26 protein-coding genes, 2 tRNA genes and 1 pseudogene are annotated in these 25,949 nt (G+C 57.7%); 19 read left to right on the top strand and 10 right to left on the bottom strand.

Annotated elements, in window-relative coordinates; translation table 11 throughout:
• The first annotated feature begins 61 nt into the window (after nucleotides 1–61).
• Nucleotides 62–2,278, top strand: a complete 2,217-nt coding sequence (locus AAAB35_RS21560; RefSeq protein ID WP_340670317.1) for an adenylate/guanylate cyclase domain-containing protein — start codon at nucleotides 62–64, stop codon at nucleotides 2,276–2,278.
• A 1-nt stretch (nucleotide 2,279) separates the two neighbouring features.
• Here AAAB35_RS21560 and AAAB35_RS21555 read toward each other — a convergent pair whose 3' ends face one another.
• Entirely contained in the window at nucleotides 2,280–2,792 is a 513-nt protein-coding gene (locus tag AAAB35_RS21555; RefSeq protein ID WP_340670316.1) for a YHS domain-containing (seleno)protein, read from the bottom strand.
• Between the two features lie 50 nt (nucleotides 2,793–2,842).
• Nucleotides 2,843–3,433, bottom strand: a complete 591-nt coding sequence (locus AAAB35_RS21550) for an ankyrin repeat domain-containing protein (RefSeq protein WP_340670315.1) — start codon at nucleotides 3,431–3,433, stop codon at nucleotides 2,843–2,845.
• Nucleotides 3,434–3,627: 194 nt separating this feature from the next.
• Here AAAB35_RS21550 and AAAB35_RS21545 point away from each other — a divergent pair, with 194 nt between their 5' ends.
• On the top strand, nucleotides 3,628–4,659 hold the full coding sequence (locus AAAB35_RS21545; RefSeq protein ID WP_340670314.1) for an HAD family hydrolase: 1,032 nt from the start codon (nucleotides 3,628–3,630) through the stop codon (nucleotides 4,657–4,659).
• Here the strand turns inward: AAAB35_RS21545 and AAAB35_RS21540 are convergent.
• Complete coding sequence (locus tag AAAB35_RS21540) at nucleotides 4,651–5,076, bottom strand: hypothetical protein (RefSeq protein WP_340670313.1); 426 nt, start codon at nucleotides 5,074–5,076, stop codon at nucleotides 4,651–4,653. The two genes, AAAB35_RS21545 and AAAB35_RS21540, sit on opposite strands and share 9 nt — an antisense overlap.
• A 215-nt stretch (nucleotides 5,077–5,291) precedes the next feature.
• On the opposite strand from AAAB35_RS21540, the gene AAAB35_RS21535 reads away from it, so the two are divergent.
• Both AAAB35_RS21535 and AAAB35_RS21530 read left to right on the top strand, forming a co-directional pair.
• The gene (locus tag AAAB35_RS21535; protein WP_340670312.1) at nucleotides 5,292–5,702 is read left to right on the top strand and encodes a cupin domain-containing protein; all 411 of its coding nucleotides are present in this window, start codon (nucleotides 5,292–5,294) and stop codon (nucleotides 5,700–5,702) included.
• A gap of 176 nt (nucleotides 5,703–5,878) precedes the next feature.
• Nucleotides 5,879–6,574, top strand: coding sequence for a pentapeptide repeat-containing protein (locus tag AAAB35_RS21530; protein WP_340670357.1), 696 nt, complete (start codon nucleotides 5,879–5,881; stop codon nucleotides 6,572–6,574).
• 9 nt (nucleotides 6,575–6,583) lie between these two features.
• On the opposite strand, the gene AAAB35_RS21525 is transcribed toward AAAB35_RS21530, so the two are convergent.
• The gene (locus tag AAAB35_RS21525; protein ID WP_340670311.1) at nucleotides 6,584–7,156 is read right to left on the bottom strand and encodes an HdeD family acid-resistance protein; all 573 of its coding nucleotides are present in this window, start codon (nucleotides 7,154–7,156) and stop codon (nucleotides 6,584–6,586) included.
• Between the two features lie 97 nt (nucleotides 7,157–7,253).
• Entirely contained in the window at nucleotides 7,254–8,174 is a 921-nt protein-coding gene (locus AAAB35_RS21520; protein ID WP_340670310.1) for a DUF930 domain-containing protein, read from the bottom strand.
• A gap of 283 nt (nucleotides 8,175–8,457) precedes the next feature.
• Here AAAB35_RS21520 and AAAB35_RS21515 point away from each other — a divergent pair, with 283 nt between their 5' ends.
• From AAAB35_RS21515 to AAAB35_RS21500, 4 genes are all read left to right on the top strand, one after another.
• Nucleotides 8,458–8,916 (top strand): (2Fe-2S)-binding protein, encoded by a 459-nt coding sequence (locus AAAB35_RS21515; RefSeq protein ID WP_340670309.1) that lies wholly within the window; start codon nucleotides 8,458–8,460, stop codon nucleotides 8,914–8,916.
• A 3-nt stretch (nucleotides 8,917–8,919) separates the two neighbouring features.
• Nucleotides 8,920–11,076, top strand: a complete 2,157-nt coding sequence (locus AAAB35_RS21510) for a xanthine dehydrogenase family protein molybdopterin-binding subunit (protein WP_340670308.1) — start codon at nucleotides 8,920–8,922, stop codon at nucleotides 11,074–11,076.
• Nucleotides 11,077–11,088: 12 nt separating this feature from the next.
• Nucleotides 11,089–11,730 (top strand): Isoquinoline 1-oxidoreductase subunit, encoded by a 642-nt coding sequence (locus tag AAAB35_RS21505; protein WP_340670307.1) that lies wholly within the window; start codon nucleotides 11,089–11,091, stop codon nucleotides 11,728–11,730.
• 146 nt (nucleotides 11,731–11,876) lie between these two features.
• A complete protein-coding gene (locus tag AAAB35_RS21500) occupies nucleotides 11,877–12,293 on the top strand; it encodes a nuclear transport factor 2 family protein (RefSeq protein ID WP_340670306.1) in 417 nt (138 codons plus the stop codon).
• A 33-nt stretch (nucleotides 12,294–12,326) separates the two neighbouring features.
• Here the strand turns inward: AAAB35_RS21500 and AAAB35_RS21495 are convergent, their stop codons facing one another.
• On the bottom strand, nucleotides 12,327–12,746 hold the full coding sequence (locus tag AAAB35_RS21495; protein ID WP_340670356.1) for a PaaI family thioesterase: 420 nt from the start codon (nucleotides 12,744–12,746) through the stop codon (nucleotides 12,327–12,329).
• 90 nt (nucleotides 12,747–12,836) lie between these two features.
• On the opposite strand from AAAB35_RS21495, the gene AAAB35_RS21490 reads away from it, so the two are divergent.
• The 5 genes from AAAB35_RS21490 to AAAB35_RS21470 all read left to right on the top strand — a co-directional run bounded on the left by AAAB35_RS21490 (nucleotide 12,837) and on the right by AAAB35_RS21470 (nucleotide 16,452).
• Nucleotides 12,837–13,385 carry a hypothetical protein gene (locus tag AAAB35_RS21490; protein WP_340670305.1) on the top strand — a complete coding sequence of 183 codons (549 nt, stop codon included), beginning with the start codon at nucleotides 12,837–12,839 and terminating at the stop codon, nucleotides 13,383–13,385.
• A 16-nt stretch (nucleotides 13,386–13,401) separates the two neighbouring features.
• Complete coding sequence (locus AAAB35_RS21485; protein ID WP_340670304.1) at nucleotides 13,402–14,217, top strand: enoyl-CoA hydratase; 816 nt, start codon at nucleotides 13,402–13,404, stop codon at nucleotides 14,215–14,217.
• 6 nt (nucleotides 14,218–14,223) lie between these two features.
• On the top strand, nucleotides 14,224–14,661 hold the full coding sequence (locus AAAB35_RS21480) for a CoA-binding protein (protein ID WP_340670302.1): 438 nt from the start codon (nucleotides 14,224–14,226) through the stop codon (nucleotides 14,659–14,661).
• 157 nt (nucleotides 14,662–14,818) lie between these two features.
• On the top strand, nucleotides 14,819–16,105 hold the full coding sequence (locus AAAB35_RS21475; protein WP_340670301.1) for an O-acetylhomoserine aminocarboxypropyltransferase: 1,287 nt from the start codon (nucleotides 14,819–14,821) through the stop codon (nucleotides 16,103–16,105).
• Nucleotides 16,106–16,107: 2 nt separating this feature from the next.
• Nucleotides 16,108–16,452: a cupin domain-containing protein gene (locus tag AAAB35_RS21470; RefSeq protein ID WP_340670300.1), complete on the top strand. Its 345-nt coding sequence runs from the start codon at nucleotides 16,108–16,110 to the stop codon at nucleotides 16,450–16,452.
• On the opposite strand, the gene AAAB35_RS21465 is transcribed toward AAAB35_RS21470, so the two are convergent.
• Nucleotides 16,453–17,703 carry a cytochrome P450 gene (locus AAAB35_RS21465; protein ID WP_340670355.1) on the bottom strand — a complete coding sequence of 417 codons (1,251 nt, stop codon included), beginning with the start codon at nucleotides 17,701–17,703 and terminating at the stop codon, nucleotides 16,453–16,455. It abuts the gene before it with no gap.
• A gap of 164 nt (nucleotides 17,704–17,867) precedes the next feature.
• Between AAAB35_RS21465 and AAAB35_RS21460 the strand changes: the two genes are divergently transcribed.
• The 3 genes from AAAB35_RS21460 to lon all read left to right on the top strand — a co-directional run bounded on the left by AAAB35_RS21460 (nucleotide 17,868) and on the right by lon (nucleotide 22,835).
• Nucleotides 17,868–18,497 carry an ATP-dependent Clp protease proteolytic subunit gene (locus AAAB35_RS21460; protein ID WP_340670299.1) on the top strand — a complete coding sequence of 210 codons (630 nt, stop codon included), beginning with the start codon at nucleotides 17,868–17,870 and terminating at the stop codon, nucleotides 18,495–18,497.
• Between the two features lie 204 nt (nucleotides 18,498–18,701).
• Nucleotides 18,702–19,976, top strand: coding sequence for an ATP-dependent Clp protease ATP-binding subunit ClpX (clpX, locus tag AAAB35_RS21455; protein ID WP_027232449.1), 1,275 nt, complete (start codon nucleotides 18,702–18,704; stop codon nucleotides 19,974–19,976).
• 438 nt (nucleotides 19,977–20,414) lie between these two features.
• Nucleotides 20,415–22,835: an endopeptidase La gene (gene lon, locus AAAB35_RS21450; RefSeq protein WP_340670298.1), complete on the top strand. Its 2,421-nt coding sequence runs from the start codon at nucleotides 20,415–20,417 to the stop codon at nucleotides 22,833–22,835.
• 74 nt (nucleotides 22,836–22,909) lie between these two features.
• On the opposite strand, the pseudogene AAAB35_RS21445 reads toward lon, so the two are convergent.
• Nucleotides 22,910–23,511 (bottom strand): annotated as a pseudogene (locus AAAB35_RS21445) (HupE/UreJ family protein).
• A gap of 431 nt (nucleotides 23,512–23,942) precedes the next feature.
• Between AAAB35_RS21445 and AAAB35_RS21440 the strand changes: the two are divergent.
• Nucleotides 23,943–25,001 (top strand): rhomboid family intramembrane serine protease, encoded by a 1,059-nt coding sequence (locus AAAB35_RS21440; RefSeq protein ID WP_340670297.1) that lies wholly within the window; start codon nucleotides 23,943–23,945, stop codon nucleotides 24,999–25,001.
• A 35-nt stretch (nucleotides 25,002–25,036) separates the two neighbouring features.
• On the opposite strand, the gene AAAB35_RS21435 is transcribed toward AAAB35_RS21440, so the two are convergent.
• A tRNA-Val gene (locus tag AAAB35_RS21435) sits at nucleotides 25,037–25,112 on the bottom strand.
• A gap of 188 nt (nucleotides 25,113–25,300) precedes the next feature.
• Here AAAB35_RS21435 and AAAB35_RS21430 point away from each other — a divergent pair.
• Nucleotides 25,301–25,377, top strand: a tRNA-Asp gene (locus AAAB35_RS21430).
• Between the two features lie 149 nt (nucleotides 25,378–25,526).
• A complete protein-coding gene (locus tag AAAB35_RS21425) occupies nucleotides 25,527–25,730 on the top strand; it encodes a hypothetical protein (protein WP_340670296.1) in 204 nt (67 codons plus the stop codon).
• Here AAAB35_RS21425 and AAAB35_RS21420 read toward each other — a convergent pair.
• Nucleotides 25,731–25,949: hypothetical protein (locus tag AAAB35_RS21420; protein ID WP_340670295.1), on the bottom strand; the 219-nt coding region annotated here is incomplete at its 5' end.

The raw sequence follows: 25,949 nt of genomic DNA, 5'->3' as shown, positions 1-25,949 counted from the left end.
GCAGAGGACCTGCGATAAGATGACGGACGGAGTTACATTGCGCTCCGGGGAAAACGGGGAAATGGAACGTCACCTCGCTGCCGTACTGATCGCCGACGTAGTCGGTTATGGCCGTTTGAGCCAGATCGATGAAGAAGGGACCCGTGCGAGGTTCCAGAGCGATCTCCATGAAGTCTTTGAACCAAGGATCGCCAAGCATCACGGTCGCCTGGTCAAGACCATGGGTGACGGTGTGCTGGTCGAGTTTCACAGCGTCGTCGACGCCTTGCGTTGTGCCGTCGAAATCCAGCAACAGAAGGCAAAGCGAAACGCCGGAGAACCTGCCGCGCACCGGTTGGAATTCCGCATAGGTGTCAATCTTGGGGACATTATCGTCGAGGGAGACGATATTCACGGCGACGGCGTCAATATCGCCGACCGGATACAGGCACTGGCCGAACCGGGCGGCATCGCGATTTCGGGCACGACCTACGATCATGTCAAATCCCGACTGCCCGTGGGCTACGTCTCGCTTGGCGAACAAAAGGTTAAAAGCATTGCCGAACCCGTGCGCGTCTATCGCGTCGTGCTCGATCCGTCAGCTGCCGGCAAAACGCTCGGCGCACCGAAGAGGATTTTTTCCTGGCGGGTTCCGGCTGCGGCCGCGCTTGTCGCTTTGGTGCTGGCGGGATCTTCGATGTGGTTCAAACCCTGGACCCTGATCTGGCCTTCCGCACCCACCCAGCGCTTTGCCTATCCTTTACCCGATAAGCCATCGGTAGCCGTTCTCCCATTCATCAATGTCAGCGGTGACACAGAGCATGACCACCTCGCCGAGGGCCTGACGGATGATCTCATCACAGAGCTTTCAAAGGTGTCGGGCCTCTTCGTCATCGCTCGTCATTCCGTGTTCGCCGTCAGCACTTCGGCAATCAAGATACAGGACGTCGCCGCCGAACTCGGCGTGCACTATATTCTTGAAGGTACGCTGCAGCGCGCGGACAGCCGCCTGCGCATCAACGTCAAGTTGATAGATGCGGTCACCGGCCTTTCCCTGTGGGCCGAGCGCTACGATCGACAATATGCGGATCTCTTTGCTGTCCAGGACGATGTGATCGGCAAGATCATCTCGGCGCTCGAGGTCAAGCTCAGTGACGGCGAGCGGGACCAGCTCGCGCGTATCCCGACCGACAATCTTGAAGCCTACGACTATTATATGCGGGCCGAGCAAGAGGGATTTTTCTACGCCGACGTTGATACATATCGCCGGACCTTGTCATACTACCAGAAGGCAATTGATCTTGATCCGAACTTTGCCAATGCCCACGCTGGTATCGCGCGCGTGGCGGTCGACGTCTGGCGCAACGACTACAATTTCCTCTGGTCAGCAGCTGTGGCCCGGAAGATTGCCTATGATGCGGCCGGCGAAGCGCTGAAGATCGACCCCAACAATGCCCGGGCGCATACCGTGCTCGCGCTGCTACAACTCGTCGATGGCCGCGAGGTGGAGGCGCGGGAATCCGCGAACAGGGCTGTGGCTACCCAGCCGAACGATCCGGAAGCAGTCGCAAACCTTGCCCTTATCCTTGCGCAGACCGGCAGCCGCGGGCAGGCGGCGACCGAAATGGACCGCGCCCTGCGGCTTGACCCGTCGCCAGAGCCGAGTTTCAAGCTTCTGGCCGGCATCGTTTATTACACCGCGCGGGAAAACGAACGGGCGATACCATTGCTCGAGGCTGCGCGTGATGCTCTACCCAAGGTGGAACCCGCACGAGAATATCTCGCCGCCGCCTATATCAATGAGGGTGCGCTTACTCCAGCGGCCGAGGAAAAGGCGAAATTGATGGAACTGTTTCCGGACGCCAATCTGACCTATTACAGCTATCTCTACGACTACTGGCAAAAAGACGATCTCGACTACCATCTCGCCGGGTTGAAAGCGGCCCGCGTTCCGCAATGGCCGTTCGGTTTTGAAGGGAAGCAGGCGGATCAATTGAGCGAGGCGGAACTGCAGGACCTGATCAACAACAAGAAATGGGCGGGCAAACACAGAAACGGCACGCAGTTCATCCAATTTTTCGACAGTTCAGGTAATACAGCCTATCGCAGCGCCAACACCAACATCACCGGAGGCGTCGAGGTCCAGGGCAACCGACTTTGCGAAAAATATCCAGGCTATTTCCGTAACCGCACCGTTTGCGGCTATGTCTACCGCAACACAACTACAGATGAGCATGACATGGATTATATCCAGGTCACGCCGCAATCCCTCAAGTATTTCTCGGTAGCGCCTTTGTAGGTCAGTTGGTGGGACCTTCCCAGTCCTTCTTCTGCTTCTCCGAAACGAGCGTCTGCTCGACTTCCGACCAATGCTTTTTCGAGTCGGTCAGCTTGGTCGGGCTCTCTTCGAAGCCTTCCGCCGTGCCGGGGTCATAACTGATATAAAGCTTGCCCTCGATGATACGCCATGCCTTCGGATCGATATTGGTTGTTACCGTGCCGAAGGAAACCCCGTCGGCGCAATAACCGCCATATTGCGGAGCGTATTTGCTTGGATCGCCCTTGAACAGGTCACGATTTTCGGCATTGGCAAATTGCCAGGTGGCGCCGAGCCAGTGATAAGAATACTGCGGGCTGCCTTGCACGGCATCATGCTGGGTGAAATAGGCGACCGGGTCATAGCCCTTGATCGCAACGTCTCCGAAATAGCCAGTATTGACGAATTCCTTCGCCACAACCGGCTGTGCGAACGAAAGCACGCCAACAACGGCCGCTGCTATCGCTATCGCGTGTCTCCGCTTGTGATCTGACATTCCAATCCTCCAATTCCGTAAATCTGGTGCGGCTCTCGCTGTTCCGAGCCCTATTTGCGCTTGCTGCATTCGCTAAAGAGCCGCTCGCCGACAAGGTCGGCCTTCTGGCAGACCGCGCCCGCCTTGATCAGTAGGTCGGCTGAATCCCAGTGTTCGCGCCATCCTGCCTGGCTCAACGGCGTGTAGCCATTTCTTTCCGTTGCCTCGACTTCGGCTTTGTTTGCCAGGAGGAATGCAACTATATCCGCATGGCCCTCCTCGGCAGCCGCGTGCAGGGGCGACATGTGATAAAAATTCTTCTGGTCGTTGATGGCCGCGCCTTTGGAAACGAGCAATTCCACCACATCGAGATGTCCGCCATAGGCAGCCGCGTGCAACGCCGTCAGGCCGCCTTTATTGCGGATCTCAATGTCGGAACCTCGTTCCAACAGCAGCACGACAACATCCGCATGACCATTCAATGCGGCAATGAGCAATGGAGGTTCTCCCGTTTCATCGGGTTCCACCACCTTTGCACCTTGATCGATCAGTTGTTTCGCGCGCGCGACATCACCGTCCTTGGCAGCATCATGCAACGGGCCTGCCAATACAGCTGACATCCCCAGCATGATCCCTAGAACGGAACCATACAGAATCTTCATTCCACGTCCTCCGCCCTATCTCGGATTCTCTTGAGCGGAATGGCAGCAAATTATCACGGAGCCGCCCACCGGACAAGGATTAGGATTTTGTCTCACCCTTTCGCGGCGGGCCCCCATGTAACTGTTACGTACTTCCCGTTGCCATCCACACGAGCCGATATGAATGAATTGCGACTTGTTGGCAGGAGAGAGTCATGAGAGATTTTGCGAGCTCGGGGCGCGGTCGCCTCGCAAGGCTGGCCGGGGCCTGGGCTGCCCTCACCATATTTCTGGTCTTGAATACGGCTTCGGCCTTTGCTCAATCCGACCCGCTGCCATCCTGGAACGATGGAGCAAACCGAACAGCCATCGTCGATTTCGTCAAGCGGTTTACGACCGATGGCTCAGTCGACTTCGTCGCTCCCGCGGATCGCATCGCGGTCTTCGACAATGACGGAACGCTATGGGCGGAAAAGCCGGTTCCCTTCGAGTTTTTCTTTGCAATGGATGAGATCAAGCGCATGGCGCCTGAGCACCCGGAATGGAAGGCTACAGAGCCTTACAAATCAGTGCTTGCCAACGATATGGCAGGTATCGAAGCGGCCGGCATGAAGGGTGTTGGCGAGATCATGGTGGCAACGCACACGGGCATGACCACGGAAGCGTTCTCCAAGAATGTCGCCGACTGGTTTGCAACCGCGAAGCACCCGGTCCGACAGAAACCCTATGGCGAACTTGTCTACCAGCCGCAACTCGAACTGCTCACTTATCTGCGCGACAATGGGTTCAGGACATTTATCGTGTCGGGTGGAGGCGTCGAGTTCATGCGCGTCTTTGCCGAGAAAATCTATGGTGTGCCGCCGGAGCAGGTCATTGGCTCGTCCGGTGTCGTCAAATATGAGCTCGGTGCCGACGGCAAGCCCGAATTGATGAAGGAACCCAAGGTGGAATTTATTGATGACGGTGCCGGCAAACCCGTGGGTATCAACCGGTTCATTGGACGCCGGCCGATCATAGCGATCGGAAACTCCGACGGGGATCGCGAAATGCTGGAATATACGACGGCCGGGAGTGGGGCGGGGCTGGCGGTCTATATCCATCATGACGACGCAGAACGCGAATATGCCTACGACCGCACCGACAAGCTGGCGAAGCTCGATAAGGGCTGGGACGAAGCAGTCGCAAAGGGCTGGCAGGTCGTCAGCATGAAGGACGACTGGAAAGTGATTTTCCCGCCGTCAAAGTGAGGCGAGGCGGCGACGACCTAACTGGTACCAGCGGGGGATAATTGTCGTGATGCCGGAACAAGCGCGAGCAATCTCCGGATGTTGAAGGGACCACTCCTTCAGCGCTTGCGAGGCCGGGCTGCGTGCGAACGAATAATGTCTGGACCTGTCATCGATTGGTATGCCGAACTCCCCGGCGAGCAGCTCCAAGTCCTCATCGAGGAAGAGGGGCAGCGATATAAGCGGTTCGGCATTGCGGTAGACGGCATAGTAGCGTCTACCAGCACGCTTCGAAAGAACCAGATGCGAGCGAAGTGGAGCGCCGTAACCAAAGGTGCGGCTTTCTAGCAGTTTCAAGTACGGACCGTCGGCGTGGACGGTACCGGTAAAGGTGCGGCCGCAGATCTCAATGCGATAAAATTCATGTCGGTCCGGCATCCTGTTCTCCTGAGGTTCAACCGAGGATGTGACGCACGGCACGCATAATGAATGTAACGAATCATTGGCTTGCTAAGCGGATACTGATCGAACTTGCGGTTCGCCGCATCACCCGCTTGGGTGAATTGCGGCCGTTTTCCCAGCAGTTACGACCATTGCATGCTATGCTGGCGACGAACTCTCAGGCTTTTTCCTTACCTCGTTAGGAGGCAACGATGGACGCAAATTCTAAACCCACTTGCCGAATCGTCAAACCCCATCACACTTACGGTGGCAAGCAGGGGCTCAATTACTTTGAGGGAATCGCGGCCGAGACAGTCGGTTCAACGGGAATCTGCATGCATATACTGACAATTCCGCCGGGGGCGCGGGCCAAGGCGCATATGCATGAGGCCCACGAAACGGCCATCTATATGCTGTCCGGCGAGGCGCATACCTGGTATGGCGATGGGCTCAAGGAACATGTCATTGTTCATGCCGGGGAGCTTTTTTATATTCCACCGGGCGTTCCGCATCTCCCGGCCAATCTCAGCAATACACCCTGTACCGCGGTTATTGCGCGTACGGACCCAAACGAGCAGGAAAGCGTTGTTCTACTGCCGGAGCTCGACTCGTTGGTGCCGTAGCCAACGCAATTGCCGGGGCCAGTCTGGCGCTTTTGCCTGTGAAATCAATTGGTTTCGTCCATGCGCTGCGTTATGCTCGAAACCCCAATGATGCAACAAAGAGTCGGAGTAGCGATATGAGGGTCTTTGTCGGAGCGGCGGTCGGAGATATATCAGCGGCAAAGTGGAGGCCTTGGATCCTCGCTGCGTTCGCATTGGTCGGTGCTGCGGCGTTGGCGCCGTTGAGACCTGCAATGGCGGCCGATTGCGGTGCCACAGCGGCGCCCGGACTTGACTGGAGCGATTGCAGCAAGCGGAACATCATGATCCCTGGCAGCGAACTCGAGGGGGCGAAGCTCTACAGCACCGACTTTGCCGTCACCGACCTCAGCAACTCCAACCTGAAATCAGCCGATCTGGAAAAAGCCACGCTGGTCCGGGCGTCGCTGGCGGGAGCCAGGGCCGACAAGGCGAACTTCTCCAAGGTTGAAGCCTATCGCAGCAACTTTGCCGGCATTTCAGCGGAGGGTGCGAACTTCGCCAATGCTGAACTTCAGCGCGCCAATTTCGGTGACGCCAAACTGACCGGGGCGAATTTTGAGAAAGCCGAGCTCGGACGTGCCGATTTCGACAAGGCGGTCCTCACAGGCGTGCGCTTTTCGCTCGCCAACCTGTCGCGTGCTGATCTTAGCCAAGCAACATTTGGCGGACCGCTCGTCTTCGACCACGCCTTTATGTACCTGACGAGGATCGAGGGTCTCGATCTTTCAGCGGCGCAGGGGCTTGAGCAGGCGCAGATCGACCTGGCGTGTGGCGACGCAAACACCAAGCTGCCCGCCGGGCTCAAGGCGCCAGCGGGATGGCCATGCCCACCCGACGATCGTGATAATTAAGGGAGCGCGTCAGCTCTTCCGCACCTGCCAGGCGAGTTGGGCGAGCGCTCCACCCACACTGATCAGCTGTATACCGAGCAACAGGCCGACGAGCCACAGCGCCGTAATCGGCAGGCTTACCATGAGGAGCAGCGACAGCAGGATGCCGACGATGCCGCTGGCAAGCACCCAACCCCAATGCGGGAAGGGGCGGATTGTCAGTGAGAAGACGACCTTCGATATGCCTTCGATCATGAAGAAGACGATGAGTAGCAGTGTCACGGTGACGAGGCCCTGCGCCGGATCGCGCAGAAACAGGAAACCGATAAGGATGGCCAGGAAAACGGAGATGAGCTGCAACCAGAAATTGGGCACGTGGCGGGCATAAAAGAGCCCGACGCATTGTAATATGCCGCTGAAAATGAGCAGCCAGCCGAGCAACAGGATGACCGCAACGGACGAAAATACCGGGTAGATGATAGCAAGAACGCCCGCAACAACGAGCAATATTCCTTCGATCAGGTACCACAGAGAGTACCGCTTCACGGTCTGCCGCATTGCTTCGCGATAGACTTCGGCTGCCTGGTCCAATGACATCGACATAGTACCTCTCCAGTCTCAAAAAAGCTTGGTCGGAAATACGATCGACATTCGCCATCTTACGCCTGTCGTGCAAGTACGTAACAGTAACGGGCCCAGTCTAGTCCGATGGGAACTGCCGGCTGACCCATTCGCTTTTCGGCACCATGCTGCCGATCGCGTAGCTGAATGCCACGACTTTGGTGCGCTCGGTATCGACCTTGCAATGAAAGTCGATGTTGTACCAGTTCGGACCGTTTCTGAATGCACCGCCAATCGCGTCGAGCGACGTTTCGGAGTAGCTGCTTCCACTGGCGCCAAATGGAACAAGTATGTCCGTGCCTGGCTTTTGCCGGCGGATTTGTTCCAGCGCCTCAATCATACAGACCTGTTTCATGCGCTGTCGCGGCGGTAACCGCCCGAGCGCCTGCATCACGCGCGGATCAAACATAGCCCCTGGGGAATATAGCTCGCGCGCGACAACCAGCTTGCCGCGCCGCGGCGCGGGCTTGGCGGCGTCGGGTTTCTTGCTTTCCTCCGGCTTTGGGGCGGTGGAGGCAGTTGGGGCAGGCGCCGGTTTCGCCGCGGCCGCAGCATTCGCGTCGGCTACCTTGGCTTCAGCCGCAGCAAGCCCATCCGGGCTTTGTCGATCCGGTGCGCTCGCGGCGGCTTCGGTGGGTTTCCCACCTGCCGCGGCCTTGTTTTCTGGTTCGGCAGGTTTGTCGGTAGGGGCCTCAACCGGTTCGCTTGGCGCTGCCGGTGCCGGCTGCGGCTCCTTCACATTCTGGTCCTTTTTCCCTGCAGCGGATTCAAAAGCCAGCATCGGCGTGGCTCGTTTCGTATTTTCTGGAGGTTTCTCCTGCGGTTTCGGCGGAGGTGGCGGCGGGACAAGCTCCACATCCACCTCTTGCTGCGGCGTCTCGACCGGGGAGGGAAGAGGCAATCCCAGCAACAGGAGGAGGATGACGCAAACGTGCACGACGGCGGAGAGCGGCGCACCCCACCCGATTTGCCTCCGCGATTTTTCTGCAAGCTCCTGCATCGACCAATTCCCGACCTCGGCCAGATCCTAGAAGTTCGACCGGTTGGCAACAAGAGGCGAGGGAACTTCTATGCTCAACAAATGTTTAGCGCCTTGAACAGGCCGGGCAGGCGAGCGACGCTGCAAGCGGGACACATCGACCCGATACGCGCCGCTCTCACGATGGCGTGAGGTAGAGAACATCGTGTGGGGCAGGCAAAAAAAATCGTGTTATGCCTTAGCTCCACGAAAGACGCCAACTCAAGCTAGCACCAGTGCTGCAAGCCAGATGCGGAGTTCGACCATGATTACCTTCAAGCTTAATGGACAAGAACGGACTTTCGACGGGGACCCCGACACCCCGTTGCTCTGGGTCTTGCGCGATTTCGAGAAGCTCACCGGTACGAAGTATGGATGCGGCATTGCCCAATGCGGCGCGTGCACCGTTCATCTCGACGGGACGACACGGCGCAGTTGTATTACCCCGATTTCGACGGTGGAAGGATCGGAGGTCATCACCATTGAAGGCATCGAGGGGAAGGAAGCCGAAGCGGTGCGCAAGGCATGGATCGCGATCGACGTGCCGCAATGCGGTTACTGCCAGTCCGGCCAGATCATGTCTGCGGTATCGCTCCTGCAATTGACACCCAAGCCAACGGACGCAGATATCGATGGTGCGATGGCGGGCAATATCTGTCGCTGCGCTACCTATCACCGCATCAGGCAGGCAATCCACGACGCCGCCGACACGATGGAGGGCTGAGCCATGACCTTCAACGCCATTACATCGACACGCCGATCATTCCTTGCTGGTGCCGGGCTGGTAATCGGATTCACGCTCCTGCCGAAAGTCTTCACGGCCTCAGCCCTGGAAGGGATTCAAGCCGGCGGCGACAAAAGCCTTTCCCAGATCAACGCATTCATAAAAATCGGTACCGACGACACGGTTACGGTCCTGTCCAAGCATATCGAGTTCGGCCAGGGACCCTTCACCGGTCTTTCGACGATTGTTGCCGAGGAGCTTGATGCGGATTGGAGCCAGATGCGAGCCGTTCACGCACCCGCCGATGACAAGGTCTACGCCAATCTGGCATTCGGCTTGCAGGGTACGGGTGGATCGACCTCAATCGCCAACTCCTATGATCAATTGCGTAAGGCAGGTGCGACAGCCCGCGCCATGCTGGTCGCCGCAGCCGCCGCCGAATGGGGCGTTCCCGCAAGCGAAATCACGGTCGAGAAGGGCCGGATCAGACATGCGGGCTCCAGCAAGGAAAGCGGCTTCGGAGCGCTTGCGGACAAGGCGGCGACCCAGACGCCACCTCCAGAACCTAAACTGAAGGATCCCAAGGATTTCGTCCTCATCGGCCAGGAGCTGCCTAAGCTCGATACGGTAAGCAAGACCAATGGCACAGCCGTGTTCACGCTCGATATCACGGCTGACAATACGCTTTACGCCGTCGTCGCTCATCCGGAGCATTTCGGCGCGGCCGTGAAGTCCGTCGACGATGGGGCAGCACGCAAGATCGCCGGGGTTGTCGATGTCAAGACGATCCCCCAGGGGGTGGCGGTCTATGCCGACAATACCTTTGCCGCGTTGAAGGGCCGCGAAGCCTTGGCCATTGAATGGGATCTCTCCAAGGCGGAAACCCGGTCAACTGACGAGCTTACGGCCGATTTCGCCAAGATGTTCGGCACGAAGGGACATGATGCCGCCAACACCGGCGATGTGGAGAAAGCGTTCAGTGCCAAAGGCGTGCAAAGCCTGGAAGCGGAGATCGCTTTTCCATTCCTTGCACATGCGCCGATGGAGCCGCTCGATGCGGTCTTCATCAAAGCTGCAGATGGATCGGTGGACGTCTATAACGGCGCTCAATTTCCCGGCATGGACAAGAAGGTAGCGGCGACGGTGCTGGGACTTGACCCGGACAAGGTGCGGGTAAATACGCAGTTGGCCGGTGGCAGTTTCGGTCGTAAGGCGCAATTTGGCTCGCCCTATATCGCCGAGGCGGCGGCGGTTTTCGCCGCGACTGACGGTGGGCGCCCGATGAAACACATGTGGACGCGGGAAGACGACATACGCGGCGGCTTCTACCGGCCCATGTACATGCACAAGATGCGCGGGGCGATCGATGCCGACGGCAACATCGTCGGCTGGGATCAGACGATCGTCGGCCAATCCATCCTCGCCAAGGCGGATCTCGACGAGACCTCCGTGGAGGGGGCCGCGAACCTTCCCTACGTCATACCGAACCTGCGCGTTATTTCGCACAATGTTTCGCTGGCGGTACCGCCGCTCTGGTGGCGATCGGTCGGCCATACCCATACGGGATTTGCCGTCGAAACCTTCATGGACGAACTTCTCGAGAAAGTTGGCAAGGACCCGGTTGAGGGACGTCTTGCGCTTTTGACCAAGGAGCCCCGTCATATGGGAACCTTGAAGAAGGTTGCCGAGATGGCCGACTGGGGTTCAGCCGTTCCCGAAGGCCGTCAGCGCGGCGTTGCGGTGGTCAAGAGCTTCGGCACTTACGTGGCGCAGATCGTCGAGGTATCGACTGGCGATGACGGCGCTCCGCGGGTGCATAAGGTCTGGTGTGCCGTCGACTGCGGCGTGGCGATCAATCCCAATGTCATCAAGGCGCAGATGGAAGGCGGCATCGGCTATGGCGTTGGCGCCATTCTTTTCGATGCAATTACCCTCGGTCAGGGTGGCAAGATCGTGCAATCCAACTTCCACGACTACCGATCCTTGCGGATCAATGAAATGCCGGCGGTGGAAGTTGCGATCATTCCGTCAAGCGAAAAACCCTCGGGTGTTGGCGAACCTGGCGTGCCACCCGTCGGGCCGGCAATTGCCAATGCGTGGCGGCGATTGAACCATGGTCCTGTTCGGCGCCTGCCGATCGTCAATGTCGGCTCGGTTTGAGGGGGCTTTCGGATGAAAAGAAACATCGCCTTCGTGACCGTGGCGGCGTGCCTTGCCATCAATGCGGCACTTGCCATCTCAAACATCTCTCTTGCGCAGGACAGCCCGGCGAATTCATTGAAACCAGCGGCTTCGTTTCAGTCGATCGCCGACGAACAAATACGGTCGGTAGCGCTCTTCGAGGAAGCAGGTAAGGTGATCCAGCATCCGCGCTGCGTGAACTGCCATCCGGCGACGGACCGCCCATTGCAGTCCATGTCGATGCACGTCCATCAACCGCCGGTAACACGCGGCGAGGCCGGAATGGGCGTACCGGGCATGATGTGCAATACCTGCCACGGCGCCGAGAACGTCAAGGTCGTCGCGCAGGCGGATACGATCAAAAGCATTCCCGGCAACGGCAATTGGCACCTCGCACCCATCGAAATGGCCTGGCAAGGCAAGACGCTCGGCGAGATCTGTAGCCAGATCAAGGATCCGCAGCGCAACGGCGGCAAGACGCTCGATCAAATCACCGAGCATATGGCGCATGACGATCTGGTCGGCTGGGGCTGGCGGCCAGGCGAGGGACGTGAGCCGGTGCCGGGCACGCAGGCAGAATTCGGCGAGTTGATCCGCGCGTGGGTGGAGACTGGCGCCGCCTGTCCGTCATAGCGGCGAAATTCTGGATCATTTAGCGGGAGTGAATAGACCGACGTCGCGTTGGGGCGACACATTTCTTGTCGTGGTTACAGCCGTTCGGGCAATTGCCGCCGGACGCGTTCCGGAGCAGAATTCGCCTCCGGACAAGGGAGGTTTCCATGACAGAGCGCAATATACTCGAAACCGCAGTGATGGCCCTTTACACGGCGCGCCGCGACAACGATCTCGACGGGCTCATGTCATGCCTTCATCCGGACTGTAGTTTCCGAATTGCCGGTACTGAACGGCTGGCGCCAATGGGCCACACCGTCACGGGCAACGACGCAATGCGGACCGCAATGCAGGAATTCATGAACAATTGGGATTTTACGAAGCTCGAAACGTCCGGGATCTATATCGACGGCGAAACTGTCTTCGCCGTGCGTTCGGGCATAGTCCGCTTCATTCCTACCGATCAATCGTCCAGGACCGAATTCGTCGATCATTTCACGTTCCGCGACGGGAAGGTAATTGAGCTCGTCGAATACATCGACACGTTGCACGTGGCCGAAACCGTCGGCCTGGTCACGTTCTGAGCGCGCGTAGGCTCGGCTCGCAGAACTGCTGACTTAACCACTGGTCGGCGGTATCGAATAGGTCGATGTCGCGTGGGCGACGAGTTCGCCACTGGCGGTACTCGTCATGGCAATCTCGACGACCGCCAGACGCTTTCCAAGTTTTAGAAGTCGAGCCGTGGCGTCGATGGCGCCGAGCTCCGGCTTGCGCAGGAAATTGATGTTGAGGTTCGTCGTTACCGCCAAGGCAACCGGGCCGATCTGGGCAAGGATCGCGACATAGGCCGTAAGGTCTGCAAGTGCAAACAGGGTCGGTCCGGAGACTGTGCCGCCGGGACGAAGGTGGCGTTCCTTTGGGTCAAGCCGCATCGAAGCGAAGCCTGCACCGGCATCGGTCACGATGAACGCCATACCGTCGGCATTTACCTGCGGAAATTCACGCTCCAGAAAGGATGTCAACGCTTCCACGTCCATCAATGGTCCCACAATAGCCCTCCCGACTGTTTTCTTTCATGTTTCGCTGCTATTTCTATGCAACTGCATCGTCTTGACAAGGATGAGGGCATGAAACCGCCAGGATTAGTTGTTGCATCGTGCATCGCCGCACTTGTCTATGTCGGGGTTCTCGCCACACAAACCCCGCCGCCGCCCATGCAGGCGATTGAGCCGTTCAGCTTGCCGGAGCGGCCGGTTGCGCTGACGGAAGACATGGTTACGCGATTTCTCTACGGGTTCGCACCAGTCGCGGCCAAAGTGCGAGAGATCGACGGACGAGGCGAGGCCGCGCAGCGCACGGCAGCTTTGGACCAGACTGCGGCGAAATATGGCTTCTCCAGTTTTGCCGACTGGATGAATACCACCAACACCATCATGGTGACCTATCATTGGGCAACCAATCCGGATCCGCGTCTGGAAGTCGAGAAGGCAATCGAAGCGATTCCGGCCATGTCCAATCTGAACGATCAGGAAAAGGCTGACATGATAAGCGGGCTGAAGGCCGGTCTGGCGCGGGTTGAAAGCGCCAAGCCGATGCCGGAGAATCTTGCTATCGTCCAGCGGCACTTGCGAACGCTGAAGCCGTTCTACGAGCTTTGGGCGCCCCCCGGCCAATAGATCCAAGAGGAACCCCATGGGAGAAGTTCACGCCATCCGCAAGGAAGAGCCCGTGATCGCGTCCGAACTGTCGGATGGAATTCTGCAACTGACTTTGCAAAATCCTCCGGCGAATGCGCTATCACTTGCCATGATGCAGTTGCTGCTCGATCAGCTGCGAATTGCACGCGATGACAAGGCGGTGCGGGTCATCATCCTCCGCTCGGGCCTCAGGCTCTTTTCCGCCGGCCACGACCTGAAGGAACTTACTGCACACCGGAAGGGCGAGGATCGTGGTCGCGCCTTCTTTGAAAGGACAATGCGCCTCTGCGCCGAACTAATGCAGGCGATCGTCCGCCATCCAAGACCAGTCATAGCGGCTGTCGACGGGCTTGCTACGGCCGCCGGGTGTCAACTTGTCGCCTCGTGCGACCTAGCGATCTGCACCGACAAAGCAACTTTCTGCACCCCCGGCGTCAACATTGGTCTCTTTTGTTCGACGCCGATGGTGGCCCTGTCGCGAAACGTTTCGCGAAAACAGGCGATGGAGATGTTGCTTACCGGTGAAACTATCGATGCATCCACGGCGCGCGAGTTCGGCTTGGTCAACCGTGTCGTACCGCAGGAATATCTCAATCAAATTGTCAGGAAATATGCGCAAGCAATTGCAATGAAATCACCCTTGACGGTCAAGATCGGCAAGGAGGCATTCTACAGGCAACTCGAAATGGGACTGACTGAAGCCTATGATTACGCGGGCGAGGTCATGGTCGAGAATATGCTGGCGCGCGACGCCGAAGAAGGTATCAATGCTTTCATCGAAAAGCGTTCGCCCGACTGGAAAGGTGAGTAACCCTCCATGGACCACAATCACTACTCTGACAGTTTCATTCGCCGCATATTGAGTTCCGTCAAGACCATTGCGCTCGTCGGCGCATCGCCCAACGAAACGCGGCCGAGCAACACGGTGATGCAGTTCCTGCTGGCGAAAGGCTATAAAGTGATCCCGGTCAATCCCGGCCAGAAAGGCAAGATTCTCCATGGCCAGACCGTCTATGCGCGCCTGGCCGACATTCCAGAGCCATTCGACATGGTCGATGTCTTTCGCAATTCTGCTGCCCTTCCTGGTCTCATTGACGAGATTTTGGCCTTAAAGCAACGCCCAAGAGTTTTTTGGACGCAACTCGGCGTTCGCGATCAGGAGGTGGCACGAAAAGCGGAAGCAGCTGGTCTCACCGTGGTCATGGATCGTTGTCCGGCCATCGAATATGCGCTGCTCGGTCTGGACCAAGGCTGAGCGAATTTGGCGGGTTTCGCCCATATCGCCGCATATGGCATGAGAATCTCAAATCGGAACCTGAAATTGGTTCGTCGTCCTTTGCAAAACGGCTTGCTTGGCGCCAGCGTCGCCCTTCCGTAGTTTGATCCGATCCACCGTCGACAGGAGGAACACCATGGCGCATCGCGCACCCGGAATAGAAACACTTGCGGTCCACGCCGGCGCCAAGCCCGATCCTGCGACTGGGGCGCGGGTAACGCCGATCTATCAGACGACAGCCTTTGTCTTCGATGATGCCGATCATGCGGCGTCTTTGTTCGGCTTGAAGGCCTTCGGCAATATTTACTCCCGCATCACCAATCCCACCAACGCAGTCCTGGAAGAGCGGGTTGCGGCGCTCGAAGGCGGAACAGCGGCGCTCAGCGTCGCGTCCGGTCATGCGGCGCAACTCCTGGTCTTCCACACTCTGTTGCAGCCGGGGGACAATTTCGTTGCCTCGAACAAACTTTATGGCGGTTCGATCAACCAGTTCGGCCAATCGTTCAAGTCGTTCGGCTGGCAGGTGCGCTGGGCAGAGGGCGATGACCCGACGTCGTTCGAGTCCCAGATCGACGCACGGACACGCGCGGTGTTTATCGAAAGCATCGCCAATCCGGGCGGGATCATTACAGATATTGCGGCCGTCGCGGAGATCGCTCATCGCCATGGCCTTCCGCTCATTGTCGATAATACGCTCGCAACACCCCATCTCATCCGGCCGATTGAGCACGGTGCAGATATTATCGTCCATTCAGCCACCAAGTTCCTCGGCGGCCACGGCAATTCAATGGGCGGTATCATTGTTGATTGCGGTACGTTCGACTGGTCGAAATCCGGCAATTATCCGCTGCTGTCGGAGCCGCGCCCGGAATATAACGGTGCCGTCCTCCACGACACCTTCGGCAATTTTGCCTTTGCCATCGCCTGCCGCGTTCTCGGCCTGCGGGATCTCGGTCCAGCGCTTTCGCCGTTCAACGCGTTCCAGATCCTCACCGGCATCGAGACGTTGCCGCTGCGCATGCAGCGCCACGCAGAAAACGCACTCGCGGTCGCGCGATGGCTGCAAAGACACGAGAAGGTCGCTTGGGTGAGTTATGCGGGGCTACCGGAAGACCCGTATCACGCCCTCCAACAAAAATATGCGCCAAAGGGAGCTGGTTCCGTTTTCACATTTGGGCTGCGTGGCGGCTATGACGCCGGCGTCAAGTTTGTTGAAGCACTGCAGCTCTTCTCGCACCTTGCCAATATTGGCGATACGCGATCGCTGGTCATCCATCCGGCATCCACGACACATCGCCAACTCAGCGACGAACAGAAGGTCGCCGCCGGGGCTGGGCCCGAGGTTATCCGCCTCTCCATCGGCATCGAAACCGTTGAAGATATCATTACCGACCTGGAACAGGCGTTGAGCAAGGCGGGTTAACCATGAGCAATCTAGTAAGAATCGATGTCGACGGCATTGAACCGGAACATGGTGCGCCCGCGCCCGAGCGGGTTGTCTCCGGCAATCCGCAGTTCCGCACCTGGAATTCCGAGGAAGCCGAAGGCGACCTTTACGCCGGGATCTGGGAGGCAACGCCCGGAAAATGGCAGATCGTCTATGAAGAATGGGAGTTTTGCCACATCCTGTCCGGCTACTCCATTATCGCTGAGGATGGAGGCGGCGAGCATCACGTCAGGGCTGGCGACAGTTTCGTATTGCGTCCAGGGTTTCGTGGAACCTGGGAGGTGGTTGAGACCACGCGCAAGGAATACGTAGTCAGGCTCTGATCACCACGTGACGTCCAGCCGCTCAAGGCCATGAAAGTGATAGGTGTTGCGATAGTGTGGCGGCTGGCTGAACCGTAGATCGGGCAAACGATCGAACAACACCCTCAACGCGACCTGCAGTTCCAGACGCGCCAACGGCGCCCCGATGCAAAAGTGAATGCCGGCGCCGAACGAAAGATTTTTCTGGTCCTTGCGATCGGGCTGGAATGCCTGTGGCAAGGCAAAAGCTCGCGGATCGCGATTGGCCGCGCCAAGCATAAGTCCGATCTGATCGCCAGGCTTGAGGCGGACACCATCGCCGAGATCAACGTTCTCATAGGCATACCGCGTGAACATATGCAGCGGGGCGTCGTATCTTAGGCATTCTTCCACAGTTTTTGCGGTACGTTCCGTATCGGCAAAGAGGCTTGTGGTACCCAGACCACATTCGAGGATAGTCTTCACAGCATTGCCGGTCTGGTGCACCGTTGCCTCATGGCCGGCATTGAGAAGCAGGATCGCCGTTGTGACGACTTCGTCTTCCGTCAGCTTTGCGCCATCGGCCTCGGCGGCGAGCAGCAGGCTCAACAGGTCCTCGGCTGGTTCAGCCCGCCGCCTCCCGGCATAGTCGCGCAGAAAGCTGGAGAACTCTGCCGCTGCTGAATTGGCACTCTCTTCGGATTGCCGCGTGCGGCCGTGCATATACATGGCAACGATGCGATGCGACCAGTCCAAAAGTTGCGGCGCGGTTTCGACTGGTACGCCGAGCATCTCGGCAATAACCGTAACAGGAATCGGGGTAGCGAATTCCGCAATCAGATCGGCGTCTCGTCTTGTCTCGTAGCGGTCGATCAGGTCGTTTGCAAGCTCCTCGATTCTCGGCCGCAGGCGTTCGACTTGGCGCGAAACGAAGGCACGGTTCACAAGTGTACGCAGCCGCGTATGAACCGGCGGCTCAAGTTCCAGCATCGAGAACTTCTCGACGCGATCGAAATCGTTGAGGTGCGCGCGGTTGCCGGACCTGCCCTGAGAGTCGGCGTCGGTATGACGCTTCTCCCGGCCGAAACGTCGGTCCCGCAAGAGTTGATTGACAGCATCGTACCCGATGAAGCACCAAAATCCGTAGTTTTCCCAAAAGAAGGCCGAGGTTGACGCATGGAGATGCGCATAGGCCGGATAGGGATCCTCAAAGAAGGTCCCATCGAACGGATCGAGGTGCAAATGGCGGCGTTCGGTATCATAACGAAAGGATGGGGGAAGGATCATCGACATTTCCATGCGGGTTCGGGCCCGGGTAGCAACCCGATGGTCAGCGACTTGCCCGGGATGGTCAAGCGAACATCTTGCGGAAACGGGTTGCGAAGCCCTATGTATCGAAAGTGTAATCCACGAATCTGGGGCATGCCCCATAATTCTCAAAACGCTGAGGCCCACCGATGAGAGATCCAATCGAAACAGCTATGAACCTCGTGCCCATGGTCGTCGAACAGACCAATCGGGGCGAGCGGGCCTATGATATTTTCTCGCGCCTGCTGAAAGAACGCATTATTTTCATTACCGGACCGATCGAAGACGGGATGGCAACCCTGATCTGCGCTCAGTTGCTCTTCCTTGAATCGGAAAATCCGAAAAAAGAAATCAACATGTATATCAATTCGCCGGGTGGTGTCGTCACGTCCGGCATGGCGATCTACGACACGATGCAGTTCATCCGCCCGGCGGTGGCAACGCTCTGCTTTGGTCAGGCCGCTTCAATGGGATCGCTCCTTTTGACCGCCGGTGCAAAGGACATGCGTTTCGCCCTGCCCAATGCCCGCATCATGCTGCACCAGCCCTCGGGCGGTTTCCAGGGACAGGCCTCCGACATTGAGCGGCATGCCCAGGACATCATCAAGCTGAAGCGCCGCCTCAACGAAATCTACGTGAAGCATACAGGCCGTGACTACGAGACGATCGAGCGCACGCTCGACCGCGATCACTTCATGACGGCCCAGGAATCACTGGAGTTCGGGCTGATCGACAAGTTGCTCGAGTCCCGCGAACTCCTTGAAGGCGAGATAAAGTAACCGGCTAATTCGCGCATCGGGGTCGAAAATGAACATTTTTTGACACCGATGCGGACTTTCTGCCACACAACCGGCTTGCATAGAGGCCAACAGACGTTACGTTAAGTGTGAGTTAGGTAGCCTTATCTGCATACGACTATTCACTTCCAGCGGTAGGAAGTGACAGTCCCGGGAGAGCGGGGCTGATACTGAAAGGAAACTGCAATGAGCAAAGTCAGCAACGGCGGCGGCGATTCCAAGAATACGCTTTATTGCTCGTTTTGCGGAAAGAGCCAGCATGAAGTTCGCAAGCTGATTGCGGGCCCGACTGTATTTATCTGTGATGAGTGCGTCGAATTGTGCATGGACATCATCCGCGAGGAGAACAAATCCTCGATGGTGAAATCCCGCGAAGGCGTCCCGACGCCGCAGGAGATCATGGCTGTTCTCGATGACTACGTCATCGGTCAGAGTCATGCCAAGCGTGTTCTCTCTGTCGCTGTGCACAACCATTACAAGCGGTTGGCGCACGCATCGAAAAACAATGAAGTCGAACTGGCGAAGTCCAACATCCTCCTTGTTGGCCCAACCGGTTGTGGCAAGACCTATCTGGCGCAGTCGCTAGCGCGCATCATCGACGTGCCCTTCACCATGGCAGACGCGACGACGCTGACAGAAGCGGGCTACGTCGGTGAGGATGTGGAAAATATCATCCTCAAGTTGCTTCAATCCGCCGATTATAATGTCGAGCGGGCGCAGCGCGGCATCGTCTATATCGACGAGGTCGACAAGATCAGCCGCAAGTCGGACAATCCTTCGATCACACGCGACGTGTCGGGCGAGGGTGTGCAGCAGGCCTTGCTGAAGATCATGGAAGGCACGGTTGCCTCCGTTCCGCCGCAGGGTGGTCGCAAGCACCCGCAGCAGGAATTCCTGCAGGTCGACACGACGAACATCCTGTTCATCTGCGGCGGCGCCTTCGCAGGTCTCGACAAGATTATTTCGGCTCGCGGCGAAAAGACCTCTATCGGTTTCAGTGCCTCGGTGAAGGCTCCGGACGATCGCCGCGTTGGCGCGATCTTCCGCGAACTTGAGCCGGAGGACCTCCTGAAATTCGGCCTCATCCCGGAATTTGTGGGCCGCTTGCCAGTTATAGCAACCCTCGAAGACCTTGATGAAGTAGCGTTGGTTCAGATTCTTTCCGAGCCTAAGAACGCTCTGGTCAAGCAGTATCAGCGCCTGTTCGACATGGAAAACGTCGAACTGACGTTCCATGAGGACGCGTTGAAGGCCATTGCCAAGAAGGCAATTGCCCGCAAGACCGGCGCACGCGGCCTGCGTTCGATCATGGAAAAGATCCTGCTCGATACGATGTACGAGTTGCCGACGCTGGACGGCGTCCAGGAAGTGGTCATTTCCGGCGACGTGGTGGAGGGCAATTCGCGCCCACTCTACATCTATGCCGAACGCAAAGAAGAGAAGGGCAATGTTTCCGCCTGATTGCGGAAGTATTGCTGCCGAAAACAGGAAGCTCCGCGCACGGCGGAGCTTTTCTGTTTTGTATGGCGGCTGAATTGCGCTAAGAATTGAGTGAGGTTTGGTTAACCATAGAGTGCTGATCGCAAGGCAGTGAAGAACAGTCGGCAAATGTGGACGATTTCCACGATAATCACACCGCTACAGATGATTTGTTGCCTTGCGAAAGATTGTGCTCCGATGTTTGCAGGAGCAGGATAGATTACGATTCTGTGACTGTGCTTGAAGCCGGGATGCTTGAAACGAGCAGGCCGCCACTCCAAGTAATGAGGTAAGCCGCACAACCGGTAGTACGCCGCTCAATGCCTGATCCCCGAAGGTGGATGCTTTTTGGAATGATCATGCAACCCATGGGTACACGGGCGTGGCGATCTGGCCAGATGGCCTGAGAAAGGACATGAAATGACGGTTGCAAGCAAGAAGACACCAGCGGGTGGCCAGAGCGGGCTTTATGCCGTTCTGCCGTTGCGCGATATCGTTGTCTTCCCCCACATGATCGTTCCACTCTTCGTCGGCCGCGAAAAGTCCATTCGCGCGCTCGAGGAAGTCATGGGCGTCGACAAGCAAATCCTGCTTGCCACACAGAAGAACGCTGCGGACGACGATCCGCAGGCGGACGCAATCTATACTGTTGGCACCATCGCCAACGTTCTACAGCTCTTGAAACTGCCGGATGGTACGGTCAAGGTGTTGGTCGAGGGTATTGCTCGCGCTGAAATCAGCGGTTTCAGCGATCGCGAGGAATATCACGAAGCCACCGCTGTAACGCTCGCCGAACCCGAGGAAGATCCGGTTGAAATCGAGGCGCTCGCGCGCTCGGTCGTCTCGGACTTCGAGAACTACGTCAAGCTGAACAAGAAGATTTCACCGGAAGTTGTTGGCGCCGCCGGACAGATCGAGGACTACTCGAAGCTGGCTGATACGGTCGCCTCTCATCTTGCGATCAAGATTCCGGAAAAGCAGGACATGCTTTCCATTCTTTCCGTGCGCGCACGGCTGGAAAAGGCCATGTCGTTCATGGAGTCGGAAATCTCCGTCCTGCAGGTGGAGAAGCGTATCCGCTCGCGCGTGAAGCGCCAGATGGAGAAGACACAGCGCGAATACTACCTGAACGAACAGATGAAGGCGATTCAGAAGGAGCTCGGCGACGGCGAAGACGGTCGTGACGAGGCTGCCGAACTGGAAGGCCGGATCAAGAAAACCAAGCTTTCGAAGGAAGCGCGCGAGAAGGCCAATGCCGAGTTGAAGAAGCTGCGGCAGATGAGCCCCATGTCCGCTGAGGCGACGGTCGTTCGTAACTATCTCGATTGGCTCCTTTCCATCCCGTGGGGCAAGAAGTCGAAGATCAAGAACGATCTCAACCTCGCCGACGAGATCCTCGATGCCGAGCATTACGGGCTCGACAAGGTCAAGGACCGCATCGTGGAATACCTCGCCGTGCAGGCGCGCTCGACGAAGATAAAGGGTCCGATCCTGTGCCTCGTCGGTCCTCCCGGCGTCGGCAAGACCTCGCTCGCCCGCTCGATCGCCAAGGCGACAGGCCGTGAATATATCCGCATGTCGCTTGGCGGCGTACGTGACGAAGCTGAAATCCGCGGCCACCGCCGTACGTATATTGGCTCGATGCCCGGCAAGGTTATCCAGTCAATGAAGAAGGCGAAGAAGTCCAACCCGCTCTTCTTGCTCGACGAGATCGACAAGATGGGCCAGGACTTCCGTGGCGATCCCTCGTCGGCATTACTTGAGGTGCTCGATCCGGAACAGAACTCAACGTTCATGGATCACTATCTCGAAGTCGAGTACGACCTGTCGAATGTGATGTTCGTGACGACGGCCAATACGCTGAACATCCCGGGTCCTTTGATGGACCGTATGGAGATCATCCGTATCGCCGGCTACACGGAAGATGAGAAGCTGGAGATTGCCAAGCGGCACTTGTTGCCGAAGGCCATCCGCGATCATGCGTTGCAACCGAAGGAGTTCTCGGTTTCCGAGGGTGCGATCCGCGCCATCATCCGCAACTATACGCGGGAAGCTGGCGTGCGTAGTCTCGAACGCGAATTGATGAAGCTCGCCCGCAAGGCCGTCACCGAAATTCTGAAGACCAAGAAGAAGGCGGTGAAGGTCACGGAAAGCAACATCGACGAATATCTCGGCGTCGAGAAGTTCCGTTTCGGCCAGATCGACGGCGAGGACCAGGTTGGTGTTGTGACAGGTCTTGCCTGGACCGAGGTGGGCGGCGAATTGCTGACCATCGAAGGCGTCATGATGCCGGGCAAGGGCCGCATGACGGTAACAGGCAACCTGCGCGATGTGATGAAGGAATCGATTTCAGCAGCGGCTTCCTATGTCCGCTCGCGTGCTATCGATTTCGGCGTCGAGCCGCCGCTCTTCGATCGCCGTGACATCCACGTGCACGTGCCGGAAGGCGCAACGCCGAAGGATGGACCGTCGGCTGGCATTGCGATGGTTACGGCCATCGTGTCGATACTGACGGGCATTCCGGTCCGCAAGGATATCGCCATGACCGGCGAGATCACGCTGCGCGGCAGGGTCCTGCCGATCGGCGGCCTCAAGGAGAAGCTGCTTGCCGCATTGCGCGGTGGCATCAAGACTGTTCTGATCCCGCAGGACAACGCCAAGGACTTGGTGGAGATACCTGACAATGTGAAGAACGGCCTCGAGATCATCCCGGTCTCCCATGCCAACGAAGTGATCAAGCATGCGCTGATCCGTCAGCCGGAGCCGATCGAATGGACGGAACCCGCCCATGTGCCGGCTGCACCCGTCGAAGACGAAGCGACGGCGCAGGTCGCTCACTGATCGAACGTCCAAAACAAAAGGCCGGGCAAGCGATTGCCCGGCCTTTTTGATTCGGTGTTTGAACACAGATCAGTTCAGATTGCGCCGCTGAGAATGCCGACGCCGGTTGCGGCGGCAACAGCGCCGACGACCCGTGCCAAATTGTGACCGAAGCGCTCGCCAAGCTTGCCGATGCCAAAGCCAAGGACGATGCCGGCAAGGTGAAGAAGGGCTGTGGCCGCGACGAAGCCGGCGCCATAGGCAAAGCCAGCAACGTTAGCTGGCATTTCCGCGCCATGGGCATGGCCATGGAAGATGGCAAAGAGCGCAGCGAGGACCACAGCGCCGGCGACAGGCGGTTTGACTTCAAAGGCGACGGCGGCACCGAGCACGATCACCGAAGCGGCAATGCCAGCCTCGACGAACGGCAGGCTAATGCCGGCAATGCCAAGTGCAGCGCCACCGATCATCATCATAATAAAGGCAAGCGGCAGGAGCCACAGCGCCCGTCCGCCCATCTGCACGGCGAGGATGCCGACAAGTACCATGGCAAGGATGTGATCGAGCCCGGTTATCGGGTGGGCAAATCCGTGTGCGAGGCCGCTCGTTTCCCCCATGCCCACGTGGCATGGGCGAGGGCAGGAGATAGCGTGCCGGCAAGGGCGAGCGTGAGTCGTAATGTGCGGCTGACTGGCATTTTCTGTAACCCCTTTTGGTGTTGAGCTTTCTTGGGAAGATCGCTGGGTCAGATTGTTACAGGAGTGGCGTCACAGGAAAAGGCCCAAAAGCACCTGGGGTGAATTCAACCCTCACAAGGCGATCAATCCCCGACGAAGGTCGTATATCTGGCCGATCCGGAATGTGAGAAGCTAGTGCTCTACCATAATTCACTTGTCCTTTCACATCACAGCCCGTCATGCCTGCAGAATCTTACGTCGCTGTCCGCGAGGGCGGAGTGACCGCCAGCTTAGCCTGGACAAAGAGCGTGGCGCGCGACGTTGTGCTAGCATGCCTGGCGTCGCATCTCCTTGTTGCTTACATGAGCATGATTGTAGCCGGTGGTGAATCCTGGCCTGCCAACCGCTATTTTTTGACAAGCCATTATCGGACGTACTGAAAGATTTCGGAATGGGCGGCTCGTTGCCGCTTGAAGATTCGCTTTTCTGGACACTCATTACGTCAAGCTATCTGCACACGGATGCGCTGCACCTGATCGTGAATTGCCTGCTGCTCATGCAGATTATGCCGATGGTCGAATGTGATCTTGGCAGGTCGCGGACCTTCGCTTTGTACACATTGGCTGGAGTTTCAGGCAGTCTCGCATCGGTTCTTGCCGGCGAAACGTATTTCCTGGGTGCCTCCGGTGGACTTTCTGGTCTCGTTGGCGCTGGGATCGTGATCGGATGGAAAGCGCATCACACGTTCGGATATTCGCTTTTGTTACGCAACGCCGCGTGGGCTGCACCCAACCTGGCTTTAAGCTTTCTCATCCCCGGTGAGGTGAGTAGTGCCGACCACCCTGGAGGCTTCATCGGGGGAATGCTCTGGACGACGTGGTTTCTCAGCCGCGACCCGCTTGTCAGCCTGCTTCATAAGCCTCTGGCTGAGATTTGCTGTCGCGCGACTTTGATTTGTCTGGCACTGGGCAGTTTTCATGGCCTACTGCGCGTTTCGCAAGCCGTCTACCACCCAGAGATTAGTGAAGCCGTCGCAAGAGATCCGGGATCGGGAACGGCGCGCCAAGACCGCGCAAATGCCTATCATCGCCAGGGCGATATTGCTGCGGCTCTCGTCGATCTTGCCGAGGCGCTGCGCCTCAACCCGAGCAATCCGGACATCAACGCGCAGCGAGGGTCGATGCTATGCGGGCAAAACAGATATGAAGAGTGTATAGCCGACCTTAACATCGCAATTGCCAATGGAATCGACAACGCCGATATCCGCAATGAACGCGCTTGGGCGCTGGTCGAACTCGGCCGGCCGCGCAAGGCGCTGCCCGATGCAGAACGTTCACTCGAGCTCCGGGCGGATTACCTTCCCGCGCTCGATACGCGCGGCCACATTTGGGAAGCACTTGGCCAAAAGGCAAAGGCGATTGCCGACTATCGTGCAGTTCTTTCACGCAATCCTGACGTTCAGGAGAGTCAGGAAGGCCTGAATCGCCTTTTGCCCTTGCCTTCGCAATAGAAGGGCATCGCCACGGTCCGATTTTTAGGGTGGAATGGTGGGCGATGAGAGACTCGAACTCCCGACATCTTCGGTGTAAACGAAGCGCTCTACCAACTGAGCTAATCGCCCTAAACAAAGGGTATGGACGGAGCGTTTATGCGTTTAGAGCGATATTGGCAAGAGGGTTGCGACACTTTTATGATTTCGGCGAAGAGTTTTTCACATTCGCATTTTTCCTGTCCGGTTGTGCTTGACACACCCCCTCGAACCCCTTAAACGACCGCTCACGCCGGACGAAATGTTCGGCAAGAAAGTGCGCGGGTGTAGCTCAGTTGGTTAGAGTGCCGGCCTGTCACGCCGGAGGTCGCGGGTTCGAGCCCCGTCACTCGCGCCACTTTTCTCAATAAAATCAATATGCAATGTTTTTCCCCTTTGTGGGAAATTCCGAACGGCTGGCCGGCAATTCGGAATTTTGTTCTCGGAACGTGCGCGCAAATAGGCTTTCACCATAGTTTGCCAAGTAGGAAAACCCAGGGGCTGGGAATGAAGAAAATTGTGGTCGCACTAATCGCCGTCAGCAACAATCCGCCCAAGATTGTGAAGCGTATCGCCATTTTTGGTAGCGTGGCTGCCCCTCTGTTCTGCCTATGGTACAACCCGGATTTTGCCGCGAACAACATAGGCGTCTGGGCACTCGTCGTGGCTGTACTATTAGTGCTGATCTACCTCGACGAAGGCAGGGCTTAATCACCGCAGCTTTGATCTGCCAGTCCGACGCGCCTCATCCGCACTGCGAACAGCCGTGACTTGTATCGGCGCATAGGTGGCTTCTAGCTTCTTAGACTCGCCGATCGAGTTGGCGAGCTTGGCCGAAAGTTGGGCAGGGGCTGCGCCACCGGCGACCGCCTCGACAGCGCCGGATCGACGGAAATCAAGCATCATTCTTTTATCGCCCGGGAACTCAAT

Source organism: Phyllobacterium sp. (genome assembly GCF_037994425.1).
In the GTDB taxonomy this organism is placed as follows: Bacteria; Pseudomonadota; Alphaproteobacteria; order Rhizobiales; family Rhizobiaceae; genus Phyllobacterium.
This window is presented reverse-complemented; position numbering and strand designations above follow the sequence as displayed.